Origin of the sequence: Amycolatopsis sp. NPDC059021, from assembly GCF_042739895.1 — a bacterium.
Taxonomy (GTDB): Bacteria; Actinomycetota; Actinomycetes; order Mycobacteriales; family Pseudonocardiaceae; genus Amycolatopsis.
In genome coordinates this window covers 33,841-47,168 of the sequence record NZ_JBHYIQ010000082.1, presented here as the reverse complement: position 1 = coordinate 47,168, position 13,328 = coordinate 33,841, and the positions used below count along the sequence as shown (strand labels likewise).

Genomic DNA, 13,328 nt, shown 5'->3' with positions numbered 1-13,328 from the left:
GGGGACGCTGAACGTCCCCAACGGAGCGTTCGCGACATGCCCACCGCGCGCCGAGCCGCGCCGATGTCCCCAAGGGCCCCTTCAGGACGTTGAACGTCCCATTCAGGACACGAGGCCACCACCGCCGAGAGCCGCGATGAGCGTTCGGGCACGATCGCGAAGACGTTCGGGCAGGATGAATGGCGGACGAGGGCTGTTCGCGGTAATCCACCATAATCCGGCTGAACCCGTCCGAGGTAAGGATCCCGATGACCCGCACACGCGCGTTCTTCCCGGTGCTCGCCCTCGCGGCCGCGACGGCCGTGCTCGCGAGTTCCTGTAGCTCGCCGTCCGAGGACAAGGTCACGCTCACGGTGGCCACGTTCGGCGAGTTCGGCTACGAACCGCTGTTCAAGCAGTACGAGAAGGATCACCCGAACATCCGTGTCCAGGGGCGGGTCGCGGATTTCGACGCGCACAACAAGCAGCTCGTCACCGCGCTGGCGAGCGGGCGCGGCGCGGCCGACATCGAGGCGGTCGACGAGCAGTACATCCCGGTCATCCGGCAGTCCCCGGACAAGTTCGTCGACCTCGCGAGCTTCGGGGCGCAGCAGCTCAGTTCCCAGTGGGCCCCGTGGAAATGGGACCAGGGCGTGGCCAAGAACGGGTTCGTCCTCGGCCTCGGCACCGACATGGGCGGCCTCGCGATGTGCTACCGGCCCGATCTGCTCGCCAAGGCGGGACTGCCGACCGCTCGCGAACAGGTCGCGAAACTCTGGCCGACGTGGGAGAAGTACGCCGAAGCCGCGGACAAGTTCACCGCGGCGAACACCGGCGCCAAGTTCGCCGACTCGGCGGGCACCATCTACACCGCGATGATCAACCAGGCCCCGGAGAACTACTTCGCCCGCGCGGACGACTCGTTCATCGCCGACAAGAACCCGAATCTGAAGCACGCCTTCGACGTCGCGGGCGCCATCGGGGCCAAGGGGCAGACCGCCGGGGTGACGCCGTACACCCAGGAGTGGAACGTCGCGATCAAGCAGGGCTCGTTCGCCACGATCGCCTGCCCCGCGTGGCAGCTCAAGCAGATCAGCGAGGCGGGCGGCGAGCAGAACAAGGGCAAATGGGACGTGACCACGGTGCCCGGCGGCAGCGGCAACAACGGCGGGTCGTTCCTCACCCTGCCGAAGCAGGGCAGTCACCCCAAGGAGGCGTACGAACTCGCCGCCTGGCTCACCGCCCCCGCGCAGCAGAAGCAGCTGTTCCTCTCGGCGGGCATCCTGCCGAGCGAGCCGTCCGTCTACCACGATCCCGAAGTGCTGAACAAGACCGACGGGTACTTCAGCAACGCCCCGACCGGCCGGATCTTCGCCAGCTCCGCCGACGACCTCCGGCCCAACTACCGCGGCCTGCGCGACCGTGACGTGGCCCCGGAGTTCGGCAGGGCGCTCGGCAGGGTGGAAAGCCGCAAGCAGGGCGCCGACGAGGCCTGGGCCCAAGCGGTGCAGGGCGCGCGCGGCGTGCTCAAGTAGCCTGGCCGCGATGCGGGCCCCGGTTTCCGAAAACCTCGAGCAGCGCACCCCGGCGCCGCCTGCCGCACGGCCCCGAACACCTCGGGGCGTGCGGCTGCGCCGGGGTGCGCCGCTGCTGTTCGTGGCCCCGTTCCTGCTGATCCTCGCCGTTTTCGGCATTCTGCCGCTGGTGTTCCTGGCGTGGATCTCGCTGCACGACTGGCATCTGGTGAACGGCGAGAAGGGCTTCACCGGGCTCGGCAACTACCTGACGCTGCTGTCCGATCCGAACTTCTACAACGCGCTGGGGAACACGGTCGGGATCTTCTTCACCGCGTCCGTCCCGCAGGTGCTGCTGGCGCTCGGCATCGCCGCGCTGCTCAACCGCCCGCTGCGCGGCGGGCGGTTCTGGCGGACCGGGATCCTGCTGCCCAATGTCGTCTCGGTCGTCGCCGTCGCGCTGGTGTTCGGCCAGCTGTTCGGCCGCGACTACGGCATCGTGAACTGGCTGCTCGGCCTCGCCGGGATCGACCCGGTCTCCTGGCAGGCCTCGGTCTGGTCCTCGCATCTGGCGATCGCGGTGATGGTGATCTGGCGGTGGGCGGGCTACAACGCGCTGATCTACCTCGCGGCGATGCAGGCGGTGCCGAAGGAGCTCTACGAGGCGGCGGCGCTGGACGGCGCGGGCCGCTGGCGGACGTTCTGGTCGGTCACCGTGCCCGGCATCCGGCCGACCATCCTGTTCACCGTGCTCACCTCGACCGTCGGCGGCCTCCAGCTGTTCACCGAACCGCAGCTGTTCGACGCCTCCGGGACGGCCGGGACCGGCGGGGACGACCGCCAGTTCCAGACCATCGTGATGTACCTGTACGAAAAGGGCATCGGCAATCTGGACGCCGGCTACTCGGCCGCGATCTCCTGGGTCGTGTTCGTGCTGTGCGTGATCTTCGCGCTGGTCAACGTCCAGCTGGTGCGGAAGTTCGTGAGGGCAGCGTGAGGCGCATGGACTCCACCACCGCCCGGCACTGGCGCACCCTGCCCGCCTACTTCGCGCTCACCCTGGTGACGATCGCGTCGGTCTTCCCGCTGTACTGGTCGTTCGTGATGTCCACAAGCGACAACTCGGTGGTGGGCGATCGCACCCCGGCGCTGCTGCCCGGCGGCCATCTGCTGGACAACCTGAGCGCGGTGTTCGACACGGTCGACTTCTGGGGCGCCATCCGGAATTCCCTGATCGTGGCGGGCACCGTCGCCGTGTCCAATGTGGTGCTGGCCAGCCTCGCCGGGTTCGCCTTCGCGCGCCTGCGGTTCCCCGGCCGCAATTCGCTGTTCCTCGTGGTGATCGGCTCGATGATGGTGCCGGCCCAGCTCGGCGTGATCCCGCTGTACATCCTGGTCGGCGAGCTCGGCTGGACGGGCAGGCTGCAGGCGGTCATCGTGCCGGGGCTGGTCAGCGCCTTCAGTGTGTTCTGGATGCGGCAGTCCTGCGAGGAGGCGGTGCCGGCCGAGCTCGTCGACGCGGCGCGCGCCGACGGCTGCTCGCTGCTGGGGGTCTACTGGCACGTCGTGGTGCCCTCGCTGCGCCCGCAGGCCGCGGTGCTCGGGATGCTGTCGTTCATGACGGCGTGGAACGACTTCTTCTGGCCGCTGATCGTGCTCAACCCGAACGAGTCGCCTACTGTGCAGGTTGTTCTTTCCCAATTGGCCAGCGGTCGTTTCACTAATTACTCGCTCATGCTCACCGGGGCGACCCTGGGCGCGGTTCCAGTGATAACACTGTTCTTGCTGCTTTCGCGGCGGGTGGTAGACGGCATGATCGGAGGAAGATTGCATGCTTGACGGGAAGCCTGAAATCTGGGGGCAGGCGACCGGTGTGCTGAACTTCCCGCAACGCTTCCTGTGGGGTGCCTCCACGGCGTCCTACCAGGTCGAGGGCGGGGTCACCGAGGGCGGGCGCGGCCCGTCGATCTGGGACGTGTTCACCGGCCTTCCCGGGAAGATCCAGGACGGGGCCACCGGGGAGGTCGCCTGCGATCACTTCCACCGGTACCCGGAGGACGTCACCATCATGGCGGACCTCGGGCTGCCCGCGTACCGGTTCTCGGTGTCGTGGTCCCGGGTCATGCCGGACGGGAAGACCGTGTCCCAGCAGGGGCTCGACCACTACCGCCGTCTGGTGGACGAGCTGCGCGGCCGGGACATCGAGCCCGTGCTCACGCTGTACCACTGGGATCTGCCGCAGGCGCTGGAGGACGAAGGCGGCTGGCGGTCCCGCGAGACCGCCGACCACTTCGCGGCGTACGCGGCCACGGTGCACCAGGCGCTCGGCGACCGCGTGAACCAGTGGACCACGATCAACGAGCCGTTCTGCGCCGCGTTCCTCGGCTACGGCAGCGGTATCCACGCGCCGGGGCACACCGACCCCGCCGCGGCGCTCACCGCCGCGCACCACCTGCTGCTCGCGCACGGCAAGGCGATGCGGGAGCTGCGCGCCCAGTCCGCGCCCGGCCAGGAATTCTCCCTGGCGCTCAACTTCTCGCCCGCGCTCGCGGACGGGCACGGGCCGGAACACGCCGAGGCAGCACGGAAGTTCGACGGGATCCACAACCGGTTCTTCCTCGACCCGGTGCTGGGCAAGGGATATCCCGACGACGTCCTCGCCGACGTCGCGCACGTCGGCGGCCTCGAATCGGCCATCCAGGACGGCGATCTCGCGACGATCTCCGCGCCGATCGACTGGCTCGGGGTGAACTACTACGCCCCGACGCGGGTCGCGCCACTGGACGACCCGCACGCGCCGAGCAACTGCCCGTTGCCGGGGCTGCGCGGGATGGACGTGCTGCCGCCGCGCGGGCGGCTCACCGCGTTCGGCTGGGAACAGACGCCGGGCTCGCTGACCGAACTGCTGCGCTGGCTGAACTGGCACACCGGCGGCCTGCCGCTGATCGTCGCGGAGAACGGCGCCGCGTTCGAGGACTCGGTCGACCCGGACGACCGGATCCACGATCCGGACCGGGTCACCTACCTCGCCGAGCACCTCCGCGCGGTGCACGCCGCGATCGACGGCGGCGCCGACGTACGTGGCTACCTGGTGTGGTCGCTGCTGGACAACTTCGAATGGTCGATGGGGTACTCGAAGCGGTTCGGCATCGTGCACGTCGACTTCGAGACGCAGCGGCGCAGGCTCAAGGACAGCGCGCTGTTCTACCGCGACGTGATCGCGCGCAACGCCGTCCCCGCCGGGGTCTGACCGAGCTGCCCGATCTCCTCGGCGACCCGGTCCCGCGAAGCGGTGCCGAGTTTGCCGAGGAGGCGGGCGACGTGGGCCTGCACCGTGCGGCGCGGCAGGCCGAGCCGCATGGCGATGGCCGGGTTGGAGTGCCCGGCGGCGACGAGCCGCGCGATGTCGATTTCCACCGGGGAAAGGGATTCCCAGCCACGGCGGGACCGTGGCCGCGGCGCCGTCAGGTCGCGGTGGATGCCGAAGACGGCGAGGCGTTTGGTGGCGCGTTCGAGGTCCCAGGCCGCGGACAGGTCCGCGTAGCGGTCCGCGCTCTCGGCGAACGCCTCCCGTGCTTCCTCCCGCTCGCCACGCCGGGCCAGCAACACCGACGCGTCCTCCAGCGCGGTGGCGAGTTCGACGACCCTGCCGACCCGGCGGTAGTGGCCGACCGCGGCCAGCACCGGCTCCGGGTCGTCGTCGATGAGACCGCGGCACCACTGCGCCGCGGCCGCGGCCCGCGCGCCGGGACGTTCCTTCGACGCCTCCTCCTCGCAGATCCACATCGCCCGCCGCACCTGGGCGCTCGCGCCGACCTCGAGCGCGAGCCGCACCACGAGGGGCAGCCACTGATGCCGCAGCATCATCGGGGAGAACTGCGGATTCAGCAGTGGTTCCAGCGCTTTCAGCGCCCGTGCGGTGTCCCCGCGCTGCTCGGCCATCACCGCCTGGGCGATCAGCAGGAAGTCGATGTTCTCCCGTTCGGCGCTGGTCGCCGGGGCGTACTCCTCGACGGCGTTGAGATGGCCCGACGCCTGGATGCGGTCGCCGCGCCTGCCCGCGATGTAGGCCGCGACACCGTGCAGCAGCAACGCCGCCGCCGGTGACTCGCGCAGCCCGAAGAACGTGATCGCCGGGTCGTCCTCGGTCACCGAGTCCAGCTCGGCGAGCGCCTCGTTCCACCGGCCCATCCAGTAACTGTGCACCGCGGCCGCGACCTGCAGCTCGTTGCCCAGCGCGTGGCTGATCGCGATCCGCCGCGCGGTGCGCAGGGTGTCGTCGGCCTCGGCCAGCAGATCCATGTTCTGGAGCGTGAACAGCCGGTTGTCCAGCAGGTCCAGTTCGAGTTCGGCGAAGTCCTCCGCGTCCTCGATCACGCCGATCGCCCGGTCGATATGGGCCAGCGCCGCGCGGTGATCACGCCGGACGGACGCGACCAGCCACAGCGTCTGCCGGGCGTGCGCGGTGAGATACCGGTCGCCGCCCGCGGCGGCCAGCGCCTTGTGCCCCGCTTCCTCGGCGGCGTCGAGATCGTCGAGACCGCCGCGCCGGAAGTTCGCCAGCAGATGGCGATGACGGCGGCGCCAGAGTTCGGGGACGTCCGGGTCGTCGAGCACCGACGCGACGATCCGGGTCGCGTCCGCCATGTCGCCACCGCGGTACCGCAGCACGGCGAGCAGGTGGTGCATTTCCGCGGCACGGTGGGGATCGGTGGTGATGGCCAGCGCGGCCCTCGCCTCGTTCTCGGGATGCCGGTCCAGCCGGAACAACACCCGGACCAGCGTCGCCGCCAGGATCTCGCGCCTCGGATCCCGCAACGAGCAGCCTTCCAGCGCGCGGGAGAGCAGTTCGGCGGCCAGTTCCGGCGCGCGGGTGGCGACGTCCGCGCCGTGGTCCACCAGCCACTGCAGGACCCACGGGTCCGGGACGGGCGCGGCGACGACCTGCTCGGCCACCCGCGTCACCGAAGCGCCCACTGTGGACAGTGCCTCCGCGGCCTGGCGGTGCAGCGCGGCGCGCGCCCCCGCGGCGATCCCGTCGTAGAAAGCCTGGCGCAGCAAGGGATGCCGGAACGCGAGATGCGTATCGGAGTCGACGATGACGTTGGCGGCCACCGACTCCTCGAACGCCGCGACCAGCTCCGACGGCCGCTTGCCCACCACCGCGGCGATGTCGGTGACGGTGAACTCCGCCCCCAGCACCGCGGCCCAGCGCAGCATTTCCCTTGTCTCGGCGGACAGCACGTCCAGGTTCCGGCGGATCGTGTCGACGAGGCCGCGTGGCGCCGTGTAACTGCCGCTGTCGGCCAGATCCGCCACCCCGGCCACCGTGTGCAGCACGTCCTCGCGCACCAGTGTGCCGGTGAGTTCGGTGATGTAGAGCGGATTCCCGGTGGTCCGCTCCACCAGATCCCGCAACTGGGGGCCCGGTTCCGCGCCCAGCAGGCGTTTCTCCAGTTCGATGCTCTGCTCGCCGGTGAGCGGGAGCAGGTCGAGGACGATCCCGCCCCTGGCCTCGACCGCCTGGCGCAGCCGCACGAGCTGCGGGGTCCGGGGCACCGGGCGCGCCGCCGCGATGAGCAGCAGCGGCAGCTGCCGGGTCGCGGCGGTCAACCGGTGCCACAACAGGACACTCGCCTCGTCGGCCCACTGCATGTCGTCGACCACCAGCACCAGCGGGCCCCGCGCGCACAGCTCGTCGATCAACGCCAGCAGCCGCCCGACCGTGGCGGACGCCGGATCGGGCTCGCCCCACGCGCCCCGCCGCTCCTGGAACAGCGCGGGCGACGGGGCGTCGACGCCGAGACAGCTCAGCATGACCTGCAGCGGGATCCGCCCGGACAGCTCGTCCGCCTGCACCCAGCCGATCTGGCTTCCCCTGGCGGGGACGTCGGCGAACGCCCGCACCAGCAGCTCCGACTTGCCGATCCCGAACTGCCCCTCGATCCACGCCGCGCCGCCCCTGCCGTCGCAGACGTCGTCGACCAGCCCGCGCAGCAGGGCCAATTCCTCTTCCCTGCCGACGAAAACGGCCTCCGCGCCGGCGTCGGACCGGGGGGCGACGCGTGCGGGGAGCACGAGCAGCCGTTCGGGTCCCGCCGCCGGGGCGCCTGCTGCCGCCCTGGCACCGGTGAGTTCGGGATCCTGGGCCAGGATCCGGGCGTGCAGCCGCTGGAGATCGGGACCGGGCTCGGCGCCGAGTTCCTCAATCAGCCGGGCGCGGGCCTCGCGGAACACCTCCAGCGCCTCGGCGTGCTGGCCGTTGTGGTGGAGCGCGAGCATCTGCAGTTCCCGGAGCCGCTCGCGCAGGGGGTACTCGTGGACGAGCGCACCGAGTTCCGCGCCGAGACCGGCGCTGTCACCGCGCTCCAGCAACGCTTCGGCGCGCAGCTCGTAGGCGACCAGCCGGAGTTCGCCCAGCCTGTTCCGTTCCTGCTCCGCATACGGGCCGGGCACGCCGGAGAGCGGATCACCGTGCCACAGGGCGAGCGCCTCGTCGAGCACCGCGACCGCGTCCTGCACGCCCGCTCCGGCCCGCGCGCGGCCGATCAGCCGCTCGAACTCCAGCGCGTCGACGCTCTCGGGCTCGATACGCAGCGTGTAACCGCTCGGCCCGCTGGTCAGCAGGTCGCTCGCCGCCCACCGGTCGCGATCGGGTTCGAGCGCGCGCCGCAGCCCGGAAACGTAGGTGTGCACGCTGCCGTTGACGCTCGCGGGCGGCTGTTCGCCCCAGACCGCCGACACCAGTTCGGCACGGGTCACCAGCCTGCCCGGCCGCAGCGCGAGGACGGCGAACACGGCGCGCTGGCGGGCGGGGCCGAGCGTCAGCGCGGTCTCCCCGCGCGAGGCGCTCACCGGCCCGAGCACCCCGACACGCAGTCCGTCACCGCTGGTCGGCATTGTCCGTCCCTGTCGCACGTGGTCTGGTTCCGCGCTGCCTGGTTCGTCCTGGCACTACCCTGCGCGACCATCCGTGGCGGGAGCGTCCGGGTAGCCGCTCGATGAGCGTATCGCCTCGCCGAGCCGCCGGATGTCCCACTCCGCGCCGATGACGCGGTAGCGCTCGACGGCCTCCTCGTACGCGTCGGCCGCATCGTCGGCTCGGCCGTGCCTGGCCAGCAGCCAAGCGGCGTCCGCGGTGGCGTGGGCGGCCAGCAGGTCCATCCCGGCGATCGCGTCACACCGGGCAGCGGCGTTCCGCACCTTGTCGGGGAGCTCGTCGACGAGCCCGAAGCAGTACTCGCGCAACATCTCCTGTTCAGGGGAGAGCCGTTCGCCGCGACGGGAACCGACGAGCAGCCGCACCCGGTCGAGCCGCGCGCGGTCGCCGCACCGGACGGCAAGCCCCGCCAGCCGCGGCAGCCACCGCGACCACGGGAACAACCGGCCCGCGACCGGCGAAAGCACGTCGATGGCCTCCCGGATCTGCCCGAACTGCTCGGCCAGCATCGACCTCGCCATGAGCAGCGCCTGCAGGAAACTGTCGTCGTCCGCGACGTACACGCCCGACGCGAGACGCTCATACTCCTCCGCGACTTCCCAGTCTTCCCGGTGCCCCGCGAGGATCGCGACGAAGGCGTACACCACCCCCGCGCTGTAATGCAGTACGTACGACGGCCTCGCCGTGTCTTCGGCGAAGAGTGCCTCCGCCTCGCCCGCCGCCTTGGTCCAGTCGCCCGCCCAGTAGAGCTGCCCCGCGTTCACCCGGTGGACCTCGGCGGGCATGGCCCGATACGGAGCCATCCGCCAGGTGGCGGCCACGTCGATGAACTCGGGGGCGCCGAATTCGGTGACGGACTCGTCGTCGAGGAGCCGGAACCCGGTGATACCCGGCGCCACGGAGCCCGAATACGAATGCGCCCAGCCGACGGCCCGCGGCGGAGTCCGCGGATGCGGCTCGTCGGACAGCCGCGCGAGGAGCCGCTCGTGCCGGATGAGCCATCGCCCCTGGACCCGGTCGTCGCTGAGCGCGTCGGTCACCTGCCGCAACGCCTCGTCGACCTGATGCCGTCGATAGGCGACGTACCCGATGATCCAGCGCATCTCGGCGGCCAGCTCGGGGTCGGCCGTCCTGGCCAGCACCGCGCCGGCCTCCGGGCCGGGATCCCGGCCCAGCCAGAGCACCAGCCGCGCGAGCATCGCCGTGAGCGTCTCCTGCGCGTCGGGTGGCAGCGAACCGAGACCGAGCAATGGCCGCAACAGTTCGATGGCGAGTTCGGGCCGCTCCTCCGCGACCGCGCCGATGTAGTCCGTCAGCCAGGCCTCGCCCCACGGGATCATCGCGGGCGCCGCCGCGGCGAGCTGTTCGGCGACCCGCACCGCGGACGCGCCCGAGGCGATGAGCGTCTCCGCGATCTGCTGGTGGAGCGCGACCCGCATCGCCCCCGGCGTCTTCTCGTACAACGCGGTCCGCACCAGCGGATGCCGGAACCACAGCGCGTCGCCCGCCGCGTCCAGCACGCCCGCCTCCCGCGCCTCGTCGATCCGCTCGGCCAGCAGATCGGTGGGCAGCCCGGTGGTCGCGGCGAGTTCCCCCACGGTGAACCCCGCCCCGAGCACCGCCGCCCGTTGCAGGACCGAGCGGGCAGGCGCGGACAGGAACGTCAGGTAGTCGCTGACCCACCCGATGAGCCGTCGCCCCGGATGAGCTCCCGGCTCGGCGAAGTCGGCGACGATCTCCGTGATGTAGCAAGGGTTTCCGCCCGCGGAGTCGACCAGCTTCCGCCGCCGGGCCGGCACCGGGGCGCCGGCGAGCCGCCCCGCGAGGCGGTACCCGTCTGGTCCGGAAAGCGGGCCGAGGCGCAGCGTCCGGCCACTGGCCGTCCGCCGCCGCAGCCCTTCGCGCGTCTCGGAGCGCGGAACCGGCCTGCCCGCGGCGATCAGCAGCAACGGCAGCCGCGCGGTGAGTTCGGCGAGCTTTTCCCAGACCCGCACGGTCTCCTCGTCGGCCCACTGGAAGTCGTCGCCGACGAGGATGAGCGGGCCTTCGCCGCACAGCCGCGCCACGACCTCGGGCACCTGCCCGGCGTCGAGCCCGCCCGGCCCGGCGTCCTCGCTGAGACAGTCGTTGATCAGCCGCAGCGGGATGTGGCTGTCCAGTTCGTGGGCGGCCGCCCAGCGCAGCCGCGGTGCGCCGGGCAGCGCACCGCCCAGCGCCTCGGCGAGCAACGCCGACTTCCCGATTCCCGGCTCGCCCTCGATCCACACCGTGTCCCCGCGCCCGCCGAGCACCTCGGCGACCGCGGTCCGCAGCAGGTCCAGTTCCTGTTCCCGGCCGACGAGGAAGTCCGGCCGTTCGGGGCGCCACACCGGGAACGCCGTGTGCTCGGGAACCGCGTGCCCGCCGAGCAGCTGCTCGTGCAGCCTGCGCAGCTCCGGCCCCGGCTCGAGCCCGGACGCCTCGCCGAGGTTCGTGCTGGTGGTCTCGAACACGTCGAGTGCCTCGGCGGTCCGGCCGCCGTCGGCCAGTGCCCGCATCAGCAGGGCGGGCGGTTTCTCCCGAAGCGGATATTCGCGGCAAAGCGCGTTCAGTTCGTCGACGAGCTCTTCGTGCCGCCCGAGTTCGAGCAGGATCTCCGCCCTGCTCTCCACGACGGTCAGCCGCAGCTCGGCGAGCCTCGCCCGGTGCGCCCGCGCGAACGGCCCGGGAACCCCGGACAGCACGTCGCCCGAATACAGCGCCAGAGCCGCGTCGAGATCGGCCACCGCGGCCAGGGGTTCACCCGCGTTGCGGTGCCGGACCGCGTCCGCCCGCAACGCGTCGAACCGGTGCACGTCGACGCCGTCCCGGTCGATCCGCAGCGAGTAGCCCGACCCCGTCGAGGCGAGCGTTCCGCCGCCGGACCGAGGCGCCTGACCGGGGTCGAGGGCCCGGCGGAGGCCCGAGACGTAGGTGTAGATGCTGCCGCTGGCGCTGTCCGGCGGCTCGTCCCCCCAGAGCGCGTCGACGAGTTCGTGCCGGGAAACCGTGTCGCCGGCGGAAAAGGCGAGCACGGCGAACACCGCGCGCCGGTGCGCCGAGCCGAGGTCGAGCTCGGTGCCGGCACGCCAGGCGCGGACCGGGCCGAGGACCTGCACTCGCAACCCGGTTCCCGCGTCAGCCATTCCCTGTCTCCGTCGTACCGAATAACGGTGCCGTGGCGAACCCCGCCGGTACCGCGCGATGGTTCACCGGGGCAGACTACCGGCACCTTTGGTGCAATGCCCTGGCGCGGCATGGCATTCCGGTTTTGTCCCGCAGGACAGGAACCACCGGATAAGACGTTTTCCGAGAACGTCTCACCGCACCGGCGCGGGATCCTCCGGCGGATGCGTTCCGTGCGTACCGAGCCAGATCGTCCCGGCCTCGAGCCTGCCGGCCACGGCGAGCGCCCGGTCGGGATCCGTGGCGAACACGGACGCGCCCGGCCGGTACGAAGAGACGTTCGCGCGCTGGACCGCGTCGTCGATGTCGTGGTAGGTGATCACCGGCAGCACGGGCCCGAACTGGTCCTCGTCCACGACGCGGACGCCGTCGGTGACGTCGGCGAGGATCGTCCGCCCGTGGAAATAGCCGAGACTGTCCGGCTTCCCCGCACAGGCCGTGACGACCGCCTGGTGCGCGCGGGCGTCCGCGACGAGGTCGGCGACGCGGTCGAACTGCGCCCGGGTACCGATCGGCGCGAGTCCGCCGGAACCGGCGGCTCGGGCGAGTTCGGTGAGTGCCTCGACGAACGGCTGCCGGAGCGAAGCCGGGACGTACACCCGCTTGGGCCCCACGCATACCTGTCCGAGGTTGCGGAACGCCGCCGCGAACACCCGTTCCGCGGCCCGCCCCGGGTCCGCGTCGTCGAGCAGGAGCACCGGGTCGTTGCCGCTGAGGTCGAGGGTGAGCCGCTTCCCGGCCGCCAGCGCGGCGACCTTGCTGCCGATCGCGGTGGAGCCGGTGAAGCCGATCTCGCGCACGAGCGGATGCGCGACGAGCCGCGCGCCGAGCGGGTCACTGCCGGAAACGACGTTGAGGACGCCCGGCGGGAGAACGGAACGCAGCAGTTCCCCTGCCAGCAGCGCGGAAAGCGGGGTGTGCGGCGAAGGCTTCCACACCACGGTGCTCCCGGACCGCAGCGCGGGGGCGATGCTCGCGAACGCGATGCTCAGCGGGAAGCTCCACGGCGTGATGACCGCGACCGGCCCCGCGGCTTCGCGCTCGGCCGGGTTTTCCGCGTAGTAGCGCGCGTATCGCGCCGCGACGGCGACCTCGTCGAGCGCGTCGGCACGCGATTTCCCCTGCTCCGAGGAGAGGACGCCGGCCAGCTCGCCCGCCGACGCCATGAGCGTGTCCGCGATCGCCCCGAGCACCGCGCGCCGGGACTCCTCGCCGGTGCGCCATTCCGTGCGGAACACCCGATCGGCCGCGGTGACGGCGGTGTCGAGCGCTTCGGCCGTCGTCTCGGGCGCCATGGCGAACACCCGGCCCGTGGCCGGATCGATGACGCCGAACTCCCCGTCGTGGTCACCCGCCGCGCCGTCGACCGTGATCGTCAGCTCGGCGGCGAGCCCGAGCGGGGACCCCGTGCCGTCACTCATGCGCTGCCCTCCCGGTTCCAGTTCCCCACCGTAGCCTCCGCTCGCCCGCTGCCCGGCGCGGCGCCCGAACCGAGGGACGCCCCGGGTGCGTCCAGCGCGCCGAGGGACGCCCCCGGTGCACCCGACGCACCGAGGGACGCCCTCGTCGCAACCGCCCGCTCCCCGCGAGCCACACCCGCGGCCCACCGGATGCAGTGAAGGCCTCCTTCACGGCACTGGACGCGCCGAAAGCTCCCTTCGGCACCACAGTGTCCACAAAGGACGAATCGA

At 71.6% G+C, this 13,328-nt stretch carries 7 protein-coding genes; 4 read left to right on the top strand and 3 right to left on the bottom strand.

The window, feature by feature from the left end; genetic code table 11:
- Positions 1–248 precede the first annotated feature (248 nt).
- From ACFWX1_RS35600 to ACFWX1_RS35585, 4 genes are read left to right on the top strand one after another with little or no spacing between them, the layout of a single operon-like run.
- On the top strand, positions 249–1,514 hold the full coding sequence (locus tag ACFWX1_RS35600) for an ABC transporter substrate-binding protein (protein WP_378394188.1): 1,266 nt from the start codon (positions 249–251) through the stop codon (positions 1,512–1,514).
- Between the two features lie 10 nt (positions 1,515–1,524).
- Positions 1,525–2,490, top strand: a complete 966-nt coding sequence (locus ACFWX1_RS35595; RefSeq protein WP_378394187.1) for a carbohydrate ABC transporter permease — start codon at positions 1,525–1,527, stop codon at positions 2,488–2,490.
- Positions 2,491–2,495: 5 nt separating this feature from the next.
- Positions 2,496–3,332 (top strand): carbohydrate ABC transporter permease, encoded by an 837-nt coding sequence (locus tag ACFWX1_RS35590; RefSeq protein ID WP_378394186.1) that lies wholly within the window; start codon positions 2,496–2,498, stop codon positions 3,330–3,332.
- A complete protein-coding gene (locus tag ACFWX1_RS35585; protein WP_378394185.1) occupies positions 3,325–4,743 on the top strand; it encodes a GH1 family beta-glucosidase in 1,419 nt (472 codons plus the stop codon). Before ACFWX1_RS35590 ends, ACFWX1_RS35585 begins: the two co-directional genes overlap by 8 nt.
- Here the strand turns inward: ACFWX1_RS35585 and ACFWX1_RS35580 are convergent.
- The 3 genes from ACFWX1_RS35580 to ACFWX1_RS35570 all read right to left on the bottom strand — a co-directional run bounded on the left by ACFWX1_RS35580 (position 4,698) and on the right by ACFWX1_RS35570 (position 13,058).
- Positions 4,698–8,393 (bottom strand): BTAD domain-containing putative transcriptional regulator, encoded by a 3,696-nt coding sequence (locus ACFWX1_RS35580; protein WP_378394184.1) that lies wholly within the window; start codon positions 8,391–8,393, stop codon positions 4,698–4,700. The two genes, ACFWX1_RS35585 and ACFWX1_RS35580, sit on opposite strands and share 46 nt — an antisense overlap.
- A gap of 54 nt (positions 8,394–8,447) precedes the next feature.
- Positions 8,448–11,597 carry a BTAD domain-containing putative transcriptional regulator gene (locus tag ACFWX1_RS35575; protein WP_378394183.1) on the bottom strand — a complete coding sequence of 1,050 codons (3,150 nt, stop codon included), beginning with the start codon at positions 11,595–11,597 and terminating at the stop codon, positions 8,448–8,450.
- A 174-nt stretch (positions 11,598–11,771) separates the two neighbouring features.
- Positions 11,772–13,058 (bottom strand): aldehyde dehydrogenase family protein, encoded by a 1,287-nt coding sequence (locus ACFWX1_RS35570; protein ID WP_378394182.1) that lies wholly within the window; start codon positions 13,056–13,058, stop codon positions 11,772–11,774.
- Positions 13,059–13,328: the final 270 nt, after the last annotated feature.